This is a genomic window from Sphingomonas sp., from assembly GCF_013816785.1.
GTDB lineage: Bacteria > Pseudomonadota > Alphaproteobacteria > Sphingomonadales > Sphingomonadaceae > Sphingomicrobium.
In genome coordinates this window covers 62,161-82,191 of record NZ_JACDDV010000003.1, presented here as the reverse complement: position 1 = coordinate 82,191, position 20,031 = coordinate 62,161, and the positions used below count along the sequence as shown (strand labels likewise).

The 20,031-nt window shown below is 64.1% G+C and carries 16 protein-coding genes; 9 read left to right on the top strand and 7 right to left on the bottom strand.

Going from position 1 to position 20,031, the window contains the following annotated elements; all coding sequences use genetic code 11:
- The first annotated feature begins 96 nt into the window (after positions 1-96).
- The gene (gene scpA, locus H0W65_RS01620) at positions 97-2,226 is read left to right on the top strand and encodes a methylmalonyl-CoA mutase (protein WP_294003116.1); all 2,130 of its coding nucleotides are present in this window, start codon (positions 97-99) and stop codon (positions 2,224-2,226) included.
- Between the two features lie 202 nt (positions 2,227-2,428).
- Positions 2,429-4,501, top strand: a complete 2,073-nt coding sequence (locus H0W65_RS01615; RefSeq protein ID WP_294003114.1) for an acetyl/propionyl/methylcrotonyl-CoA carboxylase subunit alpha — start codon at positions 2,429-2,431, stop codon at positions 4,499-4,501.
- A 27-nt stretch (positions 4,502-4,528) separates the two neighbouring features.
- Here H0W65_RS01615 and H0W65_RS01610 read toward each other — a convergent pair whose 3' ends face one another.
- Genes H0W65_RS01610 through H0W65_RS01590 form a run of 5 tightly spaced genes read right to left on the bottom strand, consistent with a single transcriptional unit; the run spans position 4,529 to position 9,189 of the window.
- Positions 4,529-6,100 (bottom strand): AMP-binding protein, encoded by a 1,572-nt coding sequence (locus H0W65_RS01610; protein ID WP_294003112.1) that lies wholly within the window; start codon positions 6,098-6,100, stop codon positions 4,529-4,531.
- Complete coding sequence (locus H0W65_RS01605; RefSeq protein WP_294003110.1) at positions 6,097-6,489, bottom strand: RidA family protein; 393 nt, start codon at positions 6,487-6,489, stop codon at positions 6,097-6,099. Before H0W65_RS01605 ends, H0W65_RS01610 begins: the two co-directional genes overlap by 4 nt.
- Complete coding sequence (locus H0W65_RS01600) at positions 6,486-7,622, bottom strand: acyl-CoA dehydrogenase family protein (RefSeq protein WP_294003108.1); 1,137 nt, start codon at positions 7,620-7,622, stop codon at positions 6,486-6,488. The genes H0W65_RS01605 and H0W65_RS01600 overlap by 4 nt, the downstream gene beginning before the upstream one ends.
- The gene (locus H0W65_RS01595; protein ID WP_294003106.1) at positions 7,622-8,431 is read right to left on the bottom strand and encodes an enoyl-CoA hydratase family protein; all 810 of its coding nucleotides are present in this window, start codon (positions 8,429-8,431) and stop codon (positions 7,622-7,624) included. The genes H0W65_RS01600 and H0W65_RS01595 overlap by 1 nt, the downstream gene beginning before the upstream one ends.
- Positions 8,428-9,189, bottom strand: a complete 762-nt coding sequence (locus H0W65_RS01590) for an SDR family NAD(P)-dependent oxidoreductase (RefSeq protein ID WP_294003105.1) — start codon at positions 9,187-9,189, stop codon at positions 8,428-8,430. The genes H0W65_RS01595 and H0W65_RS01590 overlap by 4 nt, the downstream gene beginning before the upstream one ends.
- A gap of 82 nt (positions 9,190-9,271) precedes the next feature.
- Here H0W65_RS01590 and H0W65_RS01585 point away from each other — a divergent pair, with 82 nt between their 5' ends.
- The 6 genes from H0W65_RS01585 to H0W65_RS01560 all read left to right on the top strand — a co-directional run bounded on the left by H0W65_RS01585 (position 9,272) and on the right by H0W65_RS01560 (position 15,557).
- A complete protein-coding gene (locus H0W65_RS01585) occupies positions 9,272-10,378 on the top strand; it encodes an S-(hydroxymethyl)glutathione dehydrogenase/class III alcohol dehydrogenase (protein WP_294003103.1) in 1,107 nt (368 codons plus the stop codon).
- Between the two features lie 14 nt (positions 10,379-10,392).
- On the top strand, positions 10,393-10,746 hold the full coding sequence (locus H0W65_RS01580) for a cupin domain-containing protein (protein WP_294003101.1): 354 nt from the start codon (positions 10,393-10,395) through the stop codon (positions 10,744-10,746).
- Positions 10,747-10,761: 15 nt separating this feature from the next.
- Positions 10,762-11,151, top strand: coding sequence for a VOC family protein (locus H0W65_RS01575; protein WP_294003100.1), 390 nt, complete (start codon positions 10,762-10,764; stop codon positions 11,149-11,151).
- Positions 11,148-12,029 (top strand): S-formylglutathione hydrolase, encoded by an 882-nt coding sequence (fghA, locus tag H0W65_RS01570; RefSeq protein ID WP_294003098.1) that lies wholly within the window; start codon positions 11,148-11,150, stop codon positions 12,027-12,029. Before H0W65_RS01575 ends, fghA begins: the two co-directional genes overlap by 4 nt.
- Positions 12,030-12,096: 67 nt before the next feature.
- Positions 12,097-14,070, top strand: coding sequence for a M13 family metallopeptidase (locus tag H0W65_RS01565; protein WP_294003096.1), 1,974 nt, complete (start codon positions 12,097-12,099; stop codon positions 14,068-14,070).
- 170 nt (positions 14,071-14,240) lie between these two features.
- Positions 14,241-15,557 (top strand): M20/M25/M40 family metallo-hydrolase, encoded by a 1,317-nt coding sequence (locus tag H0W65_RS01560; RefSeq protein WP_294003094.1) that lies wholly within the window; start codon positions 14,241-14,243, stop codon positions 15,555-15,557.
- Here the strand turns inward: H0W65_RS01560 and H0W65_RS01555 are convergent.
- Positions 15,554-15,721: a hypothetical protein gene (locus tag H0W65_RS01555; RefSeq protein WP_294003092.1), complete on the bottom strand. Its 168-nt coding sequence runs from the start codon at positions 15,719-15,721 to the stop codon at positions 15,554-15,556. The genes H0W65_RS01560 and H0W65_RS01555 overlap by 4 nt on opposite strands.
- Before the next feature lie 15 nt (positions 15,722-15,736).
- Here H0W65_RS01555 and H0W65_RS01550 point away from each other — a divergent pair, with 15 nt between their 5' ends.
- Positions 15,737-16,861 carry a serine hydrolase gene (locus H0W65_RS01550; protein WP_294003090.1) on the top strand — a complete coding sequence of 375 codons (1,125 nt, stop codon included), beginning with the start codon at positions 15,737-15,739 and terminating at the stop codon, positions 16,859-16,861.
- 11 nt (positions 16,862-16,872) lie between these two features.
- On the opposite strand, the gene H0W65_RS01545 is transcribed toward H0W65_RS01550, so the two are convergent.
- Positions 16,873-19,827: a TonB-dependent receptor gene (locus tag H0W65_RS01545; RefSeq protein ID WP_294003089.1), complete on the bottom strand. Its 2,955-nt coding sequence runs from the start codon at positions 19,825-19,827 to the stop codon at positions 16,873-16,875.
- Between the last annotated feature and the right edge of the window lie 204 nt (positions 19,828-20,031).

The following is a 20,031-nucleotide window of genomic DNA, read 5'->3' as shown; positions in this document are numbered from 1 at the left end:
CTGGCGCTGTCCCCCTCACCAACTCCGCCTAAGCTCGCTTAGGCTCGCTAAGGCTTCGTATCCTCTCCCTCCAGGGGAGAGGGGAGAATGAGTTGCATGACCGACGACTTCGACCAGTGGAAAGCCCTCGCCGACCGGGAATCGAAGGGACGCGACCTGTCGCGCGAGACGCTTGAGGAAATCACGCTCAAGACCGTCTACGGCCCCGACGATGTCGCACATGTCGAGCCCGGCTATCCCGGCCTACCGCCCTACACCCGCGGGCCTTATGCGACGATGTATGCGGGGCGGCCGTGGACGATCCGCCAATATGCCGGCTTCTCGACCGCCGAGGAATCGAACGCCTTCTACCGCCGCAACCTCGCCGCGGGGCAGCACGGCATCTCGGTCGCGTTCGATCTCGCCACCCACCGGGGGTATGACTCAGACCATCCGCGCGTCGCCGGCGATGTCGGCAAGGCCGGGGTCGCGATCGACAGCGTCGAGGACATGAAATTGCTGTTCGACGGTATCCCGCTCGGCGAGATGTCGGTCAGCATGACGATGAACGGCGCGGTGCTGCCGGTGCTGGCCTTCTACATCGTCGCGGGGGAGGAGCAGGGGGTCGCGCGCAGCGACCTTACCGGCACGATCCAGAACGATATTCTCAAAGAGTTCGCGGTCCGCAACACCTACATTTACCCGCCCGAACCGTCGATGCGGATCGTCGCCGACATCATCGCTTTCACATCGCGCGAAATGCCGAAGTTCAACTCGATATCGATTTCGGGCTATCACATGCACGAGGCCGGGGCGACGGCGGTGCAGGAACTCGCCTACACGCTCGCCGACGGGATGGCGTACGTGCGCGCGGCCAAGGATGCGGGGCTTGATGTCGACGCGTTCGCGCCGCGCCTGAGCTTCTTCTTCGGCATCGGCATGAACCTGTTCATGGAGGTCGCCAAGCTGCGCGCGGCGCGGACGCTGTGGGCGAGGATCATGGAGCAACTGGGGGCAAAGTCGGAAAAGTCGAAGCTGCTGCGGACTCACTGCCAGACCAGCGGCGTGTCGCTAACCGAGCAGGACCCCTACAACAATATCGTGCGGACCACGGTTGAGGCGCTGGCGGCGGTGCTTGGGGGAACGCAGTCGCTCCACACCAATTCGTTCGACGAGGCGATGGCGCTGCCGACCGATTTCTCGGCACGGATCGCGCGCAATACGCAGCTGATCCTGGCCGAAGAGAGCGGGATCACGGCGGTCGCCGACCCGCTTGGCGGAAGCTATTATGTCGAGGCGCTGACCCGCGAGCTGGAGGAGAAAGCGCAGACGCTGATCGACGAGGTCGAGGCGCATGGCGGGATGACCAAGGCGGTTGCCGAGGGCCTCCCCAAGCAGCGCATCGAGGAAGCCGCAGCGGCGCGCGCGGCGAAGGTCGATGTGGGTGAGACGGTGATTGTAGGGGTCAATCGGTACAGGCTGACCGAGGAAGCGCATCTCGACATTCTCGAGGTGGATAATGCCAAGGTTCGCGCGGGGCAGATTGCGCGGCTGGAGACGATGCGGAAGGCACGCGACGATGGCGCGGTGCGCGCTTCGCTCGACGCGCTCGAAGCGGGCGCCAAGTCGGGGGGCAACTTGCTTGGACTGACAGTCGATGCGGCGCGATCGCGCGCTTCGCTCGGCGAAATCTCCGATGCGCTGGAGCGGGTGTTCGGACGTTACGCCACGCACCCCGAACCGGTCAGCGGCATCTACGGCAAGCGCGACGACCAGCGCTGGCACGAGGCGGTGGCGGGGACGCTGGCGGTCGCCGAACGAATGGGCCGCAAACCGCGCATGCTGGTCGCCAAGATGGGGCAGGACGGGCACGACCGCGGCGCCAATCTCGTGTCGAGCGCGTTCGGCGATCTGGGGTTCGAGGTGATCGCCGGCCCCCTGTTTCAGACCCCTCGCGAGGCGGCCGAGCTGGCGGTGGAAGAGAAGGTTGACGTGGTCGGTGCCTCCTCGCTGGCCGCGGGGCACAAGACGCTGATCCCCGAACTGATCGACGCGCTGAAAGACATGGGCCGCGCCGACATCAAGGTCGTTGCCGGCGGGGTCATCCCGGCGCAGGATTATGCCATGCTCCGCGCGGCGGGGGTGCAGGCGATTTTCGGGCCGGGGACCAATTTGGCGGATGCGGCGGACGAGGTGCTGCGACTGCTTGGGCACAACCGCCCGCCGGTGGATGAGGTCGCCGAGTGACTGAGGCCAGGGAAACCCGAGTGTTAGAGTTGACTGAGGACGAGCTCCTCATAATCAACGGCTGCTTAAATGAAGTGTGTAACGGGCTCGACATTGAGGATTGGGAATTCCCAACCAGAATCGGTTTAGGTCGAGAAGAAGCGCGCGAGCTTCTAAAGAAAATTCACGCCACAATTCCCTTCAAAAAACTAGGCGATCGGTAATGTTCTCCAAAATCCTGATCGCCAATCGGGGCGAGATTGCTTGCCGCGTCATCCGCACCGCCAAGCGGATGGGCATCAAGACGGTCGCGGTTTATTCGGATGCGGACGCGCGGGCACCGCATGTGCGGATGGCCGACGAGAGCGTTCGGATCGGGCCGGCGCCGGCGGCGGAGAGCTATCTCAAGGCCGAATTGATCATCGATGCGTGCAAGGCGACCGGGGCCGAGGCGGTGCATCCGGGCTATGGTTTCTTGTCTGAGCGCGAGAGCTTCGCCAAGGCATTGAAGAAAGCCAACATCGCCTTCATCGGGCCGCCGCCCAAAGCGATCGCGGCGATGGGCGACAAGATTGAATCGAAGAAGCTGGCCAAGGCGGCGGGGGTGTCGGTGGTGCCGGGCTATCTCGGCGAGATCGCCGACACCGACGAGGCGGTGAAGATCGCGGGCGAGATCGGCTATCCGGTGATGATGAAGGCGTCGGCGGGGGGCGGCGGCAAGGGGATGCGGCTGGCGTACAACGAGAAGGACGTTCGCGAGGGGTTTGAGGCGACCAAGCGCGAGGGGCTGGCCAGTTTCGGCGACGACCGCGTGTTCTTCGAGAAATTCATCGAGGACCCGCGCCACATCGAAATTCAGGTGCTCGGCGACCAGCACGGCACGATCCTCTATCTTGGCGAACGGGAATGCTCGATCCAGCGGCGCCACCAGAAAGTGGTCGAGGAAGCGCCGTCGCCGTTCGTCACGCCCGAGATGCGCAAGGCGATGGGCGAGCAGGCGGTCGCGCTGGCGGCGGCGGTGGGATATTATTCGGCGGGGACGGTCGAGCTGATCGTCGGCGCGGATCGCAGCTTCTACTTCCTCGAAATGAACACGCGGCTGCAGGTCGAGCATCCGGTGACCGAGGAAGTCACCGGGCTCGACCTGGTCGAGCAAATGATCCGCGTCGCGGCGGGGGAGAAGCTTTCGTTCACGCAGGCCGATGTGAAGCTCGACGGCTGGGCAGTTGAGACGCGGGTTTACGCGGAAGATCCGTATCGCGGGTTTTTGCCGAGCACGGGGAGGCTGGTGGTTTACAAACCTCACCTCCCGCACGCGGGAGGGGACCGAGGGGAGGGCCTGTCCTCGAACTCCGACATGCCCTCCCCCAGCCCCTCCCGCAAAGCGGGAGGGGGGCAAGAGACGCGCATCCGCGTCGACGACGGCGTCATCGAGGGCGGTCAGGTCAGCATCTTCTACGACCCGATGATCGCCAAGCTGATTACCTGGGCGCCGACCCGCGAGGCGGCGATCGACGCGCAGGTCGAGGCGCTGGATTCGTTTCAGATCGACGGCGTGTCGGACAACATCGATTTCCTCTCCGCGCTAATGCAGCATCCGCGCTTTCGCGCCGGCGAGCTGACCACCGGTTTCATCGCCGAGGAATATCCCGACGGCTTCCACGGCGCGCCGGCGAGCGACGAGCTGGTCGCCGATTTGGCGGCGATCGCGGCGCTGGTGGCGGCGACGCACGAGACCCGCGCGGCGCTGATCGACGGGCAACTAGGCGGGCCGATCTATCCGGACGGCGACTATGTCGTGCGCGTATCCGGTGACGAATTTGCGGTCGCGGTCGAGCCCTATGACGGCGGCCTGCTGGTCAGCGTCGACGGCGAGGAGGAGATCGACCTGATCGCCGACTATGCCCCGGGGCAGAAACTGCTGGTCGCGGACTTGGATGGGCGCAAGCGGATCGTCCAGGTCGCGCGCGACGGGCGCGGCTGGCGGCTGACGACGCGCGGGGCGGCGCACAAGGTGGAGGTCATGGCGCCGCACATCGCCGATTTGACGCGGCACATGATCGAGAAAATTCCGCCCGACTTGTCGCGCTTCCTGCTCGCGCCGATGCCGGGGCTGTTGACGCGGCTCGAGGTCAAGCCCGGCGACAAGGTCGAGGCGGGCCAACCGATCGCTGTGGTCGAAGCGATGAAGATGGAGAACATCCTCCGCGCGGTGAAGCCGGCGACAGTCAAGGCGACTCCCGCCAAGGCGGGCGACAGCCTGGCGGTCGATCAGGTCATCGTAGAGTTTGAATAGCGTTCCCCTGCCATCGCCGGGAAATGGTCAACGGTTGCGCAGTTCGACCCGCCGCAATTTTCCCGTAGCCGTTTTCGGCAAGGCGTCGACGAACAGGATTTCGCGGGGATATTTATAAGGGGCAATGGTTGATTTGACGAAATTCTTGAGTTCGGAAATCAATGCTTCGGTTGGCATGGCATCGGTCGCCAAAACCACAAACGCCTTCACCTTTTGGCCACGTTCGGGGCAAGGCACTCCGATGACCGCGCATTCGGCGACCGACGGATGGGAGAGAAGGGCGTTTTCGACTTCGGGGGCGGCGATGTTGTAGCCTGAGCTGACGATCATGTCGTCGCTGCGGGCAACGAACCAATAATAACCGTCCTCATCGAGGGCGTAGGTGTCGCCGGTGATGTTCCAGCCGCCAGCCGCGTAATCGGCCTGGCGCGGATCATCGAGGTAGCGGCAACCGGTCGGGCCCTTGATTGCAAGGCGGCCTTCGCCGGTGGCGAGTTCGTTGCCCTCTGCGTCGAGAATCGAAGCTTCGTATCCCGGCACCGTGCGGCCGGTGCTGCCGGGGCGGATCGCGGCGCCGCTTTCGGAGATGAAGATATGCATCAACTCGGTCGCGCCGATGCCGTCGACGATTGAAATGTCGGTGCGGTCTTTCCACGCCTGCCAAATGGCCTTGGGCAAATGCTCGCCGGCCGACAGGCAGACGCGCAGCAACTTGAGCGCTTCGTCGAGACCGGGCTGCGATAGCATCGCCTTGTAGGCGGTTGGCGCGGTGGCGAGGTGGGTGACGCCGTGCTTCGCGATCGCCTCGAGCATCGCCGACGGGCTCGGCTGCTCGATGGTCGTGGCGGCGGCGCCGAAGCGCAGCGGGAACAGCAGGGTCGAGCCCAGGCCGAAGGTGAAGGCGATCGGCGCCGAGGTCATGACGATGTCGCCGGGTCGCATCGCAAAATGCGCCTTCGCGAAGGTGTCGCACGGGGCGAGGATATCGCGGTGGAAGTGGACGCAGCCCTTCGGGATGCCGGTCGTGCCGCTGGTAAAGGCGATCAGCGCAGGGTCGTCGGCGGCGGTGTCAACCGGCGGCAGCGGGACGAGATCCCGGCAGCGGGTTTCCAGCGCGCCTTGGCCGTGATCGCCGTCATATTTGATCAGCGAGCGGACGAAGCGCGTCTGCTCCATCGCTTGCCGGAAATCGCCGATGAAGCGGCTGTCGACCAGCGCGTGGCTGACCTCGGCGCGGTCGATGACGGTGGCGATCTCGCCCGGGCGGAGCAGCGGCATGGTCGTCACGACGACCCCGCCGGCCTTGAGCACGCCGAGCCAGCAGGCGAACAATGTGTAGCCGTTGGGTCCGCGCAGGAGGACGCGGTTGCCGGGAACAAGACCTTCCTCATCGACCAGCAGGCGCGCGACGCGGCCGGAGAAGTTGTCGAGCTCGCCATAGGACCAGCGGCCATGATCGTTGACGATGGCGAGCGCTTGGGGATCGCCGCCCTTCAGCAATTTGGCGGCAGCGTTGAGGCGGTCGGGATAGTCGAGCAGAAGCAAGTTGGGTAGCGCTTCCGGTTTCGGCAGGCGTCGTTCGACAAAATTGTCCCTCATTCGGGGACCATCGCCGTCGCTTCGATTTCGATCTTGGCCGCGGGTTCGACCATACGAACGACCTCGACCAGTGCCATCGCCGGATAATGGGGTCCGACGATTTCCTTCCACACCATACCGATCTCGGCGAGGCTCGCGCGATATTCGTCGATCGAGGTGACGTAGCAGGTCAGGCGGACGAGATGTTCGGGCCGGCCGCCGCCCTCGGCGAGGATCGCCACGATGTTGCGCAACACCTGGGCGAACTGGCCGCCAAGCGTGTTGGAAACGAAATGTTCCTGTTCGTCCCAGCCGACGACCCCGGCGGTAACGATCATCCGTCCGGCGGCGCTGAAGCCGTTGGAATAACCCTTGGGACGGGGCCAGCCGGGAGGAAGTAGCGGGGTCATGAGCGACGCTCCTTCAACAGGTCGCGGGCGATGACCAGTCGCTGCACTTCGCTCGCCCCTTCGTAAATGCGCAAGCTTCGGATTTCGCGATAAAGCTCCTCGACCTTGGCGCCTTTGGTGACGCCGAGGCCGCCGTGCATTTGCAACGCCATGTCGATCACCTTCTGCGCTTCCTCGGTCGCGTGAAGCTTGGCCATCGCGGCGGCGCGGCGATTATCGCCCACTTGCGTGTCCTGCTGCCACGCAGCGCGGGCGATGAGCAGTGCCGAGGCATCGAGCGCGGTTGCCATCGCGCCGAGGCGATCCTGGGTGACGGCGTTGTCGGCGAGTGTGGCGGACCCGAGCTTGCGGGTCGCGGAGAAGGTCAGCGCCTCGTCCAACGCGCGGCGGCCGAAGCCCAGCGCGGCGGCGCCGACCGTAACGCGGAACAGGTTGAGGGTCTCCATAGCGATCCTGAAGCCGTCGCCAGGCGCGCCAAGGAGGGCGCTGGCGGGAAGGCGGACATCGTCGAGCTTGAGCCGGGCGAGGGGGTGCGGGGCGATAACCTCGATCCGCTCGGCGATGGTCAGGCCGGCGGTCGCGGCGGGGAGGATGAAGGCCGAAAGGCCGCGCGCGCCGTCGTCGCTGGTGCGCGCAAACAAAGTGATGGTGTCGGCAATAGTGCCGTTCGAGATGTAGGTTTTGTCGCCATTGATGACCCAGCTTTGGGAATCGCGGACGGCGCGGGTGGCAATGCTGGCGACGTCGCTGCCGCTGCCGGGTTCGGTCAGCGCGAAGGCGGCGATGGCCGATCCGGCGGCGATGCCGGGGAGGAAATCGGCTTTCTGCTGATCGTCGCCGAACAGGCTGATCGCGCCCGACCCCAGCCCCTGCATAGCGAAGGCGAAGTCGGCGAGGCCCGAATGGCGGGCGAGCGTCGCGCGGGCGACGGCGAGGCTGCGGACGTCGGGCGGCGCAGTCCCGTCAGCGATGCACAGCTTGAGGAAGCCGGCCGCGCCGAGGGTGTGGACGAGTGCGCGACAGGCTTCGTCGACGTCGTCGATGTGCACGAAATTCTGGGTGACGCACCAGCGCTCTAGCTCGTCTGCCAGGTTACGGTGGCGCGGCTCGAAGAAGGGCCAGGAGAGGTCCATCAGTCGCCCTTGAACTCCGGTTTACGCTTGGCGGCGAAGGCTTCGTAGGCGCGGTGAAAATCGCGCGTCGTCATGCAGTCGGCTTGCGCTTCGGCTTCCATGTCCAGCGCGGTTTCGATCGGCACCGCCCATTCGGCGTCGAGTTGCCGCTTGGTCATGTAATGGGCGAGGATCGGACCGTCGGCGAGCTGCCGCGCCAGGGCTTGCGCATCACCCTTCACATCCTGGGAAATTCGGCTGAAGAAACCCCAGCGCTCGCCTTCTTCCGCGCTCATGCTGCGGCCGGTGAACAGCAGCTCGGCGGCGCGGCCGTGGCCGATGATCCGCGGCAGGATCGCACAGGCGCCCATGTCAGCGCCCGACAGGCCGACGCGGGTGAACAGGAACGCGGTTTTGGCGTCAGGCGCGGCCAAGCGGAGGTCGCTGGCCATCGCCAGGATCGCGCCGGCGCCGGCGCAGATACCCTCGACCGCGGCGATGATCGGCTGCGGGCAATCGCGCATCGCCCGTACCAGGTCGCCGGTCATGGTGGTGAACTCGCGCAGGCCCAGCAGGTCCATCTTGGTCAGCGGGCCGATAATTTCATGGACATCGCCACCCGAACAAAAGTTGCCGCCCGCGCCAGTCAGAACGACGACGCGGACGTCGGTTGCGCAAACGAGTGCGCGAAACAGGTCGCGAAGCTCGGCATAGCTGTCGAAGGTGAGGGGGTTTTTGCGTTCGGGCCGGTCAAGCGTGATGGTCGCGACGCCATCGGCGAACGACCAGCGGAAATGGGTCGGCTCGAGACTGGCGGGATCGAGGCTCATGCCGTGCTGCCGCCGTCGATGGTCACCAGCGCGCCGTTGATCGAGCGACTGAGCGGATGACATAGGTTGAGGATCGACGAGGCGACCTCGCCGGCGGTGACCAAGCGGCCGCTGGCGTTGAGCGCGGCGAGCGCCTCTCGCGACTGGTCGAGATCGCGCTTGGTCACTCGCGTGATGCGCTTGGCGGTTTCGTCGACCATCGGCGTGTCAACGAACGAGGGGCAGATGGCATTGACGGTCAGATTGGTCTTGGCGAATTCGAGCGCGAGGCTTTTGACCAGCCCGACCACGCCATGTTTCGAGGCGACATAGGGCGCCGCATAGGCCGCGCCCTTGAGGCCCGCGACCGAGGCGATGACGATGAGCCTTTTGCCATCGCCCTCGAGCAGGTCGGGCAAGGCGAGCTGGGCGCCGTCGAACACTGCCGTCAAATTGATGGCGATGATGCGGTCGAAGGCTTCGCGGCTCGTGCGGACGAAGGGCGCGCTGTCGCCGACGCCCGCGTTCAAAATGACATAGTCGAACGGGCCATTGGCGTCGCGCGCCTTGGCGAAGGCGGTCTCCATTGCGGTTCGATCAGTCAGGTCGCAGGGGACGGCGGTGCCGCCGGTTTCCGCCGCGACCGCCTCCAGCGGCTCGGGGCGCCGGCCGATCAGGGAGATGCGCGCGCCTTCGGCCGCTAGTATCCGCGCCGCGGCGCCGCCTATCCCCGTTCCGCCGCCGGTGATCAGCGCGTGGCGCCCGCTTGCCCAGCCCAAACTTTTCCTCCTCGTTGGTCGCCACGAAGCTTGGCCGATGGGTCGAGGCGTGGCAAGCGGTGCGCAGAGGAGAATGGCATCCATGAAGACCCGCGCCGCCGTCGCGTTCGTGCCCAAGCAGGCGCTCGAAATTGTCGACCTCGATCTGGACGGGCCGAAAGCCGGCGAAGTGCTGGTCGAGATCATGGCGACCGGCATTTGCCACACCGACGCCTATACGCTCGATGGCCTCGACAGCGAGGGGCTGTTCCCCTCGGTGCTCGGCCATGAAGGCGCGGGGGTGGTGCGCGAAGTTGGCGCGGGGGTGACTTCGGTCAAGCCCGGCGATCATGTCATCCCGCTCTACATGCCCGAATGCCGCCAGTGTAAATCGTGCCTCAGCGGCAAGACCAATTTATGCACCGCGATCCGCGCCACCCAGGGCAAGGGGGTGATGCCCGACGGGACCAGCCGCTTCTCCTATAAGGGGCAGGCGATCCATCACTATATGGGCTGCTCGACCTTTTCCAACTTCACCGTGCTGCCCGAGATTGCGGTGGCGAAGATCGATCCCGCCGCGCCGTTCGACAAGGCTTGCTACATCGGCTGTGGGGTGACCACCGGGGTCGGCGCAGTGGTCAATACCGCGAAAGTCCAGCCAGGCGACAATGTCGTCGTGTTCGGGCTCGGCGGGATCGGGCTCAACGTCATCCAGGGCGCACGCCTGGCCGGCGCCGACCGCATCGTCGGGGTCGATATCAACCCGGCCAAGGAAGAGTGGGGGCGCCGATTCGGGATGACCGACTTCGTCAACCCCAAGCAGGTGTCCGATGTCGTCGCCCACCTGGTGGCGATGCTCGACGGGGGGGCGGATTACTCGTTCGACTGCACCGGCAATACCGAAGTGATGCGCCAGGCATTGGAATGCTGCCATCGCGGCTGGGGCACTTCGATCGTCATCGGGGTGGCCGAGGCGGGCAAGGAGATCGCGACGCGGCCGTTTCAGCTGGTCACCGGCCGCAACTGGCGCGGCACCGCGTTCGGCGGCGCTAGAGGCCGCACCGACGTGCCCAAGATCGTCGACTGGTATATGAAGGGTAAGATCGAGATCGACCCGATGATCACCCATGTGCTGAAGCTCGACGAGATCAACCGGGGATTCGAACTGATGCATTCGGGCGAGAGCATTCGTAGCGTGGTGGTTTATTGAGAAGGAGCAAATGGGTGCAAAAGGTCAATCTGCTGCAGAAATTCGACAGTTTTTCCGATCATTGGGCACCGCGGATCGTCGCGCGCTATAACCAAAATGAAGTGCGGCTGGCCAAACTTGAGGGCGAATTCATCTGGCATCAGCATGATGACACCGACGAGCTGTTCTTGTGCATCGAAGGGGTCCTCGATCTCGAGCTTCGCGATCGCACGGTGACGCTCAATCCCGGCGAGCTGTTCGTCGTGCCGCGCGCCACCGAGCACCGGCCAATCGCGCGAACGCCGGAGGTCAAAGTGCTACTGATCGACCCCAAGGACATGCCGAACACCGGCGACGAAGCGACCGCAACCCGCGCAATCGAAATCTGAGAAGGAGAGCGAGCTATGTTCAGCCATGTCATGATCGGATCCAATGACATTGGGCGGTCGAAGAATTTCTACGACGGATTGTTCGCGTCTATGGGGGGCAAGCCGGGCCGCGTCGACGATAAGGGGCGCCTGGCCTATTTGAACCGCGACGGCGTGTTTATGGTCACGCCGCCGATCGACGGCCAGCCCGCAACCCACGGCAACGGCGCGACGATCGGCTTCCGCCTAGACAGCCGGGAAGAGGTCGATGCCTGGCACCAGGCGGGTATCGCCGCCGGGGGCAAGACGATCGAGGATCCACCGGGTATCCGCAGCAACGACTTCGGCAGCCTCTATCTCGCCTACCTGAGGGACCCCGATGGCAATAAATTGTGCGGGCTGCACAGGGTCGCGCAAGCCGCGTGACCCTCGAAACGGTCAGCGAGGCCCGAAGCCACGGCGGAGTGCAGGGTGTTTACCGCCATGCCTCCGCCGCGACCGGCACCGACATGACCTTCTCGGTATTCGTCCCTCCCCAGCCCGAGCGCGGCGAGCCGTTGCCGGTGCTGTGGTATTTGTCGGGGCTGACCTGCACCCACGCCAATGTCACCGAGAAGGGCGAGTATCGCGCGGCCTGCGCCAAGCACGGCATCATCTTCATCGCCCCCGACACCAGCCCGCGCGGCGACGAGGTGCCCGACGATCCCGACGGACTGTGGGACTTCGGCCAAGGCGCGGGCTTCTACCTCGACGCGACCCAGCCGCCGTGGGACCGCCATTACAACATGGCATCGTACATGATCGACGAACTGCCGGCGCTGGTTGCCGAACATTTCCCGATCGACCCGCTTCGCCAGGGCATCGCTGGCCATTCGATGGGCGGGCATGGCGCACTGACCTTGGCGCTCAAGCACCCTGGACGGTTTCGCTCGGTGTCGGCATTCGCGCCGATCATCGCGCCGATGCAGGTGCCGTGGGGTCGAAAGGCGCTGCGCCATTATCTAGGCGATGAGGGCGCGGTGTGGCGCGCACACGATGCGGTCGCGCTGATCGAGGACGGCGGGCGACTGGACGATCTGCTGATCGACGTCGGCGAGGCCGATCCGTTTCTCGAAACGGAACTGCGGCCCGACCTCATCGAGGCGGCCTGCGCCGGAGCCGGCATCCCACTGACGCTGCGGCGGCAGCCGGGTTACGACCACAGCTATTATTTCATTTCGACCTTCATGGCCGACCATGTCGAGTGGCACGCGGAGCGGCTGACCCAAGGCGTTGACAACCGATGTTTGACAAGAGGCGCATGAGTCACGCGCAACCGGAGGGGCAATGCGAAGAGTTAAACTCGGACTCTTAATTACAGGCTTAGTCGGCTTGGCGCTGGCGCACCTCGTGGTCGCTCGCGATGCTCCGGCTCCGCACAGTGTAAACCTCCCCACGCTGGAAGCCGCGGGCGATGGGATCAATCGCCAGGCCGTGGATATGTCGGTAGCGGCCTGTGACGACTTCTATCAGCACGCCTGCGGCGGCTTCTTGGCGACAGCCAAGCCGACCGATGCACATCCAGTCGTAAGCCTCGCCGACGACCAGTTTAACGCTGACCTGGAGCGCTCTCTGAGGCAAATATTTGCCCGCCCGACTTCAGGAAATCACGAATTGGCTCGCTTGCGAACATTTTATGAGTCGTGCCGTAACGGCGATTCTTCAGATGCCGTGACCGTTCGGAGGTGGTTGGCGAAGATCGATGCCGCGCACTCTCCGCGCGAAATTCAATCGCTGATGCGGGAGTTGAGCGTGATCGGCGTCAATCCCTTCATCAACTATGGCGGGCAGCCCGATCGCAAGAACTGGAAGCGCTATCGCGGCGAGATTCACAATGGCAATCTATGGGCCGAGCCGACCACGGTTAACCGAAGCTTCGTCCTGGCGGGGCTTTCGGCGGAGGACGCGCGCCGTGACACGAAGGCGGTCGTCGATATCAACAAAGCGCTGCAAGCACATCGGGGCGACCGTTATAACGCTGCGACAGGAGAGAATGTGCGATCGTTGGCGCAACTGGAGCAGATCGCGCCGGCGATCGAATGGCGGTCCTATTTCGCATTGGTCGGCGCGCCGACGAAAAGCCGGGTGAACGTTACTTCTCCAGCCTATCTTGAGGATGTTCAGCAACAGCTGATCCAACGCTCGCCGGTCGAACTCCGGGCCTATTTGCGATGGGTCTTCCTCTTCTCGCTGCGCGGCGAATTGCCTGCTCCTTATAATCAAGAATTTGGTGCGGTCTCGCCGAACGTGAGAGTGGCGTTGGATGATGTCCAACGCCGGTGCCGCGAGGCGACGATCAGGGCAATGGGGGTCGAATTCTCGAGGCAATACGCCCATCACATCCTCGGTTGGAAGTCCCGGGACGTAGCCCGGCGGATTGCCGAGAGCATCAAGCATCAAATCGTGGAAACGATAGCGAATGACCAATGGCTGTCGAGGAGTGCGCGGCAGGCTACCGCGGACAAGCTTCGCCATACGGACTTGAAGATCGGCTTTCCCGACCGGTGGCCGGCGGTCGGAAGCTATCCGATCAGCACGGTTCGATTCTTCGACAACGTGCTTTCCGCGCGCAGATTTGAGCAGCGGCGCGAATGGGGGCGCGCGCTACAGGTCCGGGACCGCAAGGATTGGGAAATGAAAATCCAGCCGTGGGTTGGCGAAGGAATGGCGGCCGCTCGCCTCGTCCTGCCGAATGGATTCCCCGAGGCATTATCGAATTCCTTGATAATGACCGCTGCCTTCTTGTCTCCGCCTCGCTTCGACGTGAATGCGCCGCCCGAACTGAACTACGCAACCTTCGGCGCCACCTTTGCACACGAATTCGTTCATGTCGCGGAAGCGCACATGTTCGGACCAGACGGCAATGATACCGAACTCTGGAGGCCGAGCGATCTCAAAGCGGCCGACGAACAGGGGCAATGCGTAATTCGGCAGGCCGACGCCTATCAACCGCTGCCCGGAGTCAAGATGTCAGGACAATATCAGTTCGGTGAGAACGTCGCCGATTACGGTGGACTGCGGCTTGCCTATGGGGCTTTGGCGGTCAAATTGCGCACCAGTCTGAACCATCGCGACGCGACTGGCACTACACCGGCTCAGCGCTTTTTCTACCGTTTCGCTCAGAGGCAATGCACTGCACAAACCGAGCGTAGCCTTCGGCAGACGGTTGCGGCTGACCGCCATGCGCCGCCGAGCTTCCGGGTCAATGGCCCGCTTTCCAATCTTCCTGCCTTTGCCCAAGCGTTCAATTGCAAGCCGGGAGCGCATATGGTGCGACCGAAAACTGGAGTTTGCCGTGTTTGGTAAACGCGCGCCCTTTCCTTTGATCTCTTCGTTGCTCCCGGTGGAGGTGCTCTTGGGCGAGCTGGAGAAAGTAGCTGACGCAGTTCAGGCCGTGCTGTTCCCTTTCTCGCTTGAACCGCTGAGGACGACCGCACCGCCTTGCCGCGGCTGGCCTTCGCGCTAGAGTCGCTCTCATGGCATTTCTCCTAAGGGCGCTATGCGCCGCCGTCGCCTTGTCACCTTGCGCGTCCGCTATCGCCGCCCCGCTGATCGCGTCCGAGCAGCGGATAGGGGCGATCGTCGATGCCGAGCAGGAGCGCACGGTCGCAATGCTCGAGAAGTGGGTCAATCAGAATAGCGGGACCATGAACTTTGCCGGCGTGAAGGCGGTTGGGGACATGCTTCGCGTCGAACTCGAGCCGCTCGGCTTCAAGGTTGATTGGATCGACATCAGCACAGCTAACCGCGCCGGCCATATCGTCGCTCGTCACAAGGGCAACGGCCGCGGCAAGCGCTTGCTGCTGATCGGCCATCTCGACACGGTATTCGAACCCGACTCCCCGTTCCAGCGGTGGAGCCGGGAAGGAAATTTAGGCCTCGGCCCAGGCGCCGGCGACGATAAGGGCGGGATGGCGGTGATCGTAGCCGCGGTGCGTGCCATGAAGGCAGCCGGAACGTTGAAAAACGCGGACATGACCGTGTTTATGAGCGGCGATGAAGAGGATGCCGGGCCGCTTGAAATCGCTCGGCGCGATCTGATCGCGGCCGGCAAATGGGCGGATGTCGCGCTCGATTTCGAAGCTTTGGCCCAAGTCGACGGACGCGACATGGGCTCGATCGCGCGGCGCAGTTCGGACGAGTGGACCCTCGTGGTAGCGGCGCGAAGCGGCCATTCCAGCGGGATCTTCTCGCCCAGCGCCGGCTCGGGAGCAATCTACGAGCTGGCGCGAATCATCGACACATTCCGCCGCGATCTCACCGAGGACAAGCTGACCTTCAACGTCGGGCTGATCGGCGGTGGCACCTCGGCCGAGCTCACCGGGGACAATCTGCGCATTGCCGCGACCGGCAAGACCAACGTCATTGCCGGAACCGCAATCGCTCGCGGCGACATGCGCGGGATCAGCCCCGAGCAGATCGCCCGCGCCCAGGCGAAGATGCGCGCCATCGTCGCTCAGCCGCTGATCGGCGCGACGGCGGAAATCAAATTCGCTCCCGACGGCTATCCGCCCATGGCCCCCACCGAGGGCAGTCGCGCGCTGCTCAACCGCCTGAACCAAGTCAATCGCGACATGAACTTGCCGGAAATGGGCGAGCTCGACCCGGTTCGGCGTGGCGCCGCCGACATTAGTTTCGTCGCCAAGGACGTCGACGGGCTCGTCGGACTCGGCCCTGCCGGGAGTGGCTCGCATTCCCCCCGCGAGAAGGTCGACATCGGATCGATCTATCTCCAGGCCAAGCGCGCCGCGATTTTGATGAGCAGGCTCGCGAAGGAGAGAAGGCCGCGCTAGCTTTCGTCTTCCAACGGTATTGAATTGCCACCGCGGTCGCGGGCGATCAGTTGGCAGTTGTCGCGTTCGAATTTTTGCGAGGGGTTTGAGAACCGGAAATGCGCCTCACCATAGCTTTGCTTTCCATGCTGTCCGGCTGCGCCACGATTCGGGATCAGACGCATGACGATGCTCCGCCCGTGGCGCAGGTCGGAGTTGCCTTCGACCAAGGCGGCGAGGTCGGCAGCTTCGCAGACGGGTTGGCAGATCCGCAAAGCAGCCGCGCAATCACCCCGGACGATCCAGCGCGCGTCGCCTCGATTACCAAGCTGTTCGTCGCCATCGGCATCATGCGTCTGGTCGAGCAAGGCCGGCTCGATCTCGACAGCGATGTCTCGGCCAAGCTCGGGTGGCGGTTGCGCAATCCGGCCTTCCCCGCCCGGCCGATTAGCGCGCGCATGTTATTGTCGCACACGTCGAGCGTTCGCGACGGGATCGACTATTGGGCGATTCCGCTCGGCGCCTCGATCGAGGGCTCCGTGGCGGACGCAAAGGTGTGGGACGATCGCCATCCGCCCGGCGGCTATTTCACCTATTCGAATTTGAACTTCCCGATCCTCGCGTCGCTGGTCGAGCGCATCACCGGCGAACGCTTTGACCGGTGGATGCGGGCCGAGGTGCTCGCGCCGATGCGGCTTGATGCGTGCTTGAACTGGTCCGGCTGCAGCGACGAGGCGATCGCGCGCGCGGTGGTCCTGATGCAGGACGGCAAAACGGTGCGCGACGACCTTGGCGGGAAGCGGCCAGAATGTCCGGCGGTTCCTGGCGAGGATGGAAGCTGCGATCTGTCGAGATGGCGAGCCGGCGAGAATGGAGCTTTGTTCGCTCCCCAGGGCGGGCTCCGAATCTCGGCCCGCGGATTGGCTCGGGCCGGGCGAATGCTGCTCAACGGCGGCACGCTGGACGGAGTGCGCATCCTCTCGCCCCAGTCGGTAGACACGTTGCTCTCGCCGGCGTGGCGTTTCAACGGCAGCAACGGCGATACTGACCATGGTTATTATTGTAGCTACGGGCTCGCCAGCCAGCAAATGCCGGCCCGGATGCCGGGCTGCAACGATGATCCGGCTGGCGACGGAATCGGTCGGGTGGGTCATTCCGGGGACGCTTACGGGTTGCGATCCGGGTTGTGGATCGACCGTGCCAGCCGGACCGGCGTCGCTTATTTTGTCACTGGCCTTGCCGAAAGCCCGCCGCGCGGGCGCAGCGCCTATCGGACGGCGGAAGAAGCGGCGCTGACCCGCTCTCTCGAGCTGCTTCGGCGTTAGTCAGGACGGCCTCAGAACTTCACGTCCACGTTCATCGTGAACGAGCGGCCGCGCGGATCGGCGACGCGCGGCTCCCACGAGCTGCCGCTGCCGAAATTGGTGTCATAGGTGATCGCGAACGGCGGGTCCTTGTCGAACAGATTCTTGATTCCCGCGGTCATCCGCATCCGCTTGTTGATGTCGACCGACCCGCTAAGATTGTAGGTCACATATTTGGCTACCCGATCGATGTCGTTCGGCGGGTCGACGGAGCCGTTTTCGACTCCAGGCAATTGATGGTTCTTGTAGCTCGAGCGGAAGATCTGGGTGAAGGTGAAGGTCCAGGGCTCGCGGTTGAAGCTGACGAACGCATTGTGCTTCCACTTAAGGCCGAGGTCGCCCGAGAAGGAGAAGACTCCGCGGCGGTTTTCGAACGCGCCGCCGTCGACCAGCTGTTCCTTCTTCTTCAACAGATAAGTGCCGTCGAGGCCGCCCGTCAGGCGCCCGCCCAGCAGCCGACCGCCGCCGCGAAGGGCGATTTCGAGTCCTTGCGTTTTCGAAGCGCCGGCATTGATCCAAGTCTGGTCGATGGCGAGCAGAGTGCCGCTCGAATCGCGGATGAAGCGGTCCTGGAACAGTTCGAAATTGTCGACCAGCTGTCGAAGGCTCAGCACCTGGATGTTGTTATCGCGATTGATCACCCACCAGTCGACCGAGGCGCTGAAGTCGCGCAGCGGCTGGAAGACCACGCCGAGGCTCGCCAGCTTCGCGGTCTCAGGCCTGAGGTTCGGGTTGCCACCGTTGATGATGTCGATCTGACGGTCGAGCGAGGCGCATCCCGGATCGGTCGTGTTGGGCACACCGCCCGGGCATTTTGCCGGATCGGCGAGGTCACGACCGGCGAAATCGGATTCCTGTCGGCCGTTGAAAATCTGGTTGAAGCTAGGAACCCTAAAGCCGGTGTTGTAATTGCCGCGCAGCATCAGCGGCCGGATCGGCCGGAATTTAAACGAGGCCATCGGATTGGTGGTGCTTCCGACGTCCGAATAATCATCGACCCGTCCGGCGAGCGTGACCTCGAGAGAGTCGAGAATCGGGAACAGGATTTCGCCATAGACCGCCTTGATCGTCCGCGACGCGCCTTTCAGCGCATTCTCGTTGTCGAACGGTGCGGCGATGATCACGGGCTGGGCCGCGGCTTCGCGGGGGTCGCCGTTGAACCGGTATTTCTCCTTGCGGTGATCGACCCCGAGTGCCGCCCTGACCCGGCCGCCGGGCAGCCGGAACAGCGGCCCCGACACCGATCCGTCAAGCTGGGTGACTGAATATTTGCCGCCATAGAGAATGGTTCCTTCGGCCGAGACCGCGGCAAGCGCGTCGAGCGCCTGCTGCGACTGGGCCTGGCCGGGGAGCAGGAACGGGTTGATGATCCCGGTATTGAGCAGGCCGATGATCCCCGGAAGCGTCGCCCCAGGCGCGATCGGCACATTGGGGTCGGGCGCGCCGGTGCTGGTCGTGCCCCGGAAATAATAGCCGGAGCCAAGTTCAGATTGGGATTCGCTCGAGGCGTAGGACGCGCCGGCGCGATAGTCCCAGCCGGCAAACAGCGGGCCGTCGGCGCCGAGCGCGAAGCGCTTGGTCTTGGTATCGGTGGAGATCTCGCGGCGCCCGCACTCGATGCACCGCCAGCGATAGGCGAAGGGCGCCTTCGGCCGGGTCGCAAGCTCGGGAAAAGCGGCGATCAGCCGGTTGTAGATCGCGTCGTAATTTGGCGCTCCGACCGGATAGCCATAGCGCTGGGTAGTGGTGTTGGGAGTGATCTGAAGGTTCGAGAAACGCTTGCTCGCGGTCGCGTCGGAACCGGTGGCCTCGGCCGAAATCTCGTGGTTTCCCAGCCGGACGACACCGCGGCCGAGCCAGGTCAGGGTCTTGAGCGGCTGCTGGAGCACAGCCGCGCGGCCGGTGTCCCAGGCGCAGGCGAACTCGGCCTCCGGGAACTCCCACAGCCGGGTATCGTAGGCGTCCATACCGGGGACCGAAGTGCAGCCTTCGCCGCCGGGCAGATCGAGGACGTTGATTCCGCCGCTGGTTCGAGTGGTCGTGCCCGGAATAAACGGAAAGGAGCCGTTACTCGGGAAGAAGGTTCCGGCCAACCTGATCAGCGTCGCATGCGGGGTGCCCCGCGTGTCTACCGACAGGCCGCGTTCGGGCTGAAAAGTGTCGACGAATTTGCGCTGGTCGCCGCGAAGCTCCGGGATATCGCTATAGCTGACCGCCGCCATGACGTTGAAGCCCTGGTCGGAAAGCTTGCCGTAGCCGGCGATCGCCGAGGTCCGGTAGATCGTATGGTCGCCGCGCTGGGTGAAGTCGGTGAAGCCTTGGATTCCAAGGCCTTCATAATCCTTGCGGAGGATGAAGTTGATCACCCCGCCGATCGCGTCGGTTCCGTAGATCGCCGACGCGCCTTCCTTCAACACTTCGACCCGCTCGACCGCGGCGAACGGGATCTGGTTGACGTCGACCGCTGAGCCCTGGAGGCCGTGGGCGGCGACCCGCCGGCCGTTGAGCAGAACCAGCGTCGCGCCCGAGCCCTGGCCGCGCAAATTGGCGAATGACGCGCCATTGTTGCCGCGCTGCTGGCCAGCGACAATGTCGGAGTTGCTCGCGAGGTTGTCGGCCCCCGAGCCGTTGGTCGGAAGAAAAGCGACCAGCTGCTCGGGATTGCTGATCCCGTTGCGCTCGAGTTCCTGGGTGGTGATGATCTGCAGCGGCAGCGCGCTCTCGTTCGGGTCGCGCTTGATCCGCGATCCGGTGACGATGATTTCTTTGTCCTCGTCCGGCGTGGCGGCTGTCGTCGGGGTCGCCGCTGGAGGCGTCGTGTCTCTGACGCTGACCTGCGCGTATGCCGGAACTGCGACGGCGCCGGTGACGGCTGCAAGAGCAGTTCCCGAAACCAGGGCGCGTTTGAGCGATTTAGCACAAAGCATGGCAAGTCCCCCCAGTGCGCATGTGGCGCACAGCCCGGGCATTAAGGAACAAAAGCGTCACAAAACGCCATAGTTTTCATTCCGGGAGCTATAACCTGTCGGCATCTTTTCGTTGCGACGCCGTAATCGTGTTGTGTGCGCCACAGTTACGGCACCGATCATGCTTCAAGGGCCGCCACCGCTCCGGCGTGTGCGGGCTTCGCC

What these genes read in the sequence shown, in the direction of transcription:
- scpA (WP_294003116.1), top strand. Translation starts at nt 97, where the DNA reads ATGACCGACGACTTCGACCAGTGGAAAGCCCTCGCCGACCGGGAATCG.
- H0W65_RS01615 (WP_294003114.1), top strand. Translation starts at nt 2,429, where the DNA reads ATGTTCTCCAAAATCCTGATCGCCAATCGGGGCGAGATTGCTTGCCGC.
- H0W65_RS01610 (WP_294003112.1), bottom strand. Translation starts at nt 6,100, where the DNA reads ATGAGGGACAATTTTGTCGAACGACGCCTGCCGAAACCGGAAGCGCTA.
- H0W65_RS01605 (WP_294003110.1), bottom strand. Translation starts at nt 6,489, where the DNA reads ATGACCCCGCTACTTCCTCCCGGCTGGCCCCGTCCCAAGGGTTATTCC.
- H0W65_RS01600 (WP_294003108.1), bottom strand. Translation starts at nt 7,622, where the DNA reads ATGGACCTCTCCTGGCCCTTCTTCGAGCCGCGCCACCGTAACCTGGCA.
- H0W65_RS01595 (WP_294003106.1), bottom strand. Translation starts at nt 8,431, where the DNA reads ATGAGCCTCGATCCCGCCAGTCTCGAGCCGACCCATTTCCGCTGGTCG.
- H0W65_RS01585 (WP_294003103.1), top strand. Translation starts at nt 9,272, where the DNA reads ATGAAGACCCGCGCCGCCGTCGCGTTCGTGCCCAAGCAGGCGCTCGAA.
- H0W65_RS01575 (WP_294003100.1), top strand. Translation starts at nt 10,762, where the DNA reads ATGTTCAGCCATGTCATGATCGGATCCAATGACATTGGGCGGTCGAAG.
- H0W65_RS01560 (WP_294003094.1), top strand. Translation starts at nt 14,241, where the DNA reads ATGGCATTTCTCCTAAGGGCGCTATGCGCCGCCGTCGCCTTGTCACCT.
- H0W65_RS01555 (WP_294003092.1), bottom strand. Translation starts at nt 15,721, where the DNA reads ATGCGTCTGATCCCGAATCGTGGCGCAGCCGGACAGCATGGAAAGCAA.
- H0W65_RS01545 (WP_294003089.1), bottom strand. Translation starts at nt 19,827, where the DNA reads ATGCTTTGTGCTAAATCGCTCAAACGCGCCCTGGTTTCGGGAACTGCT.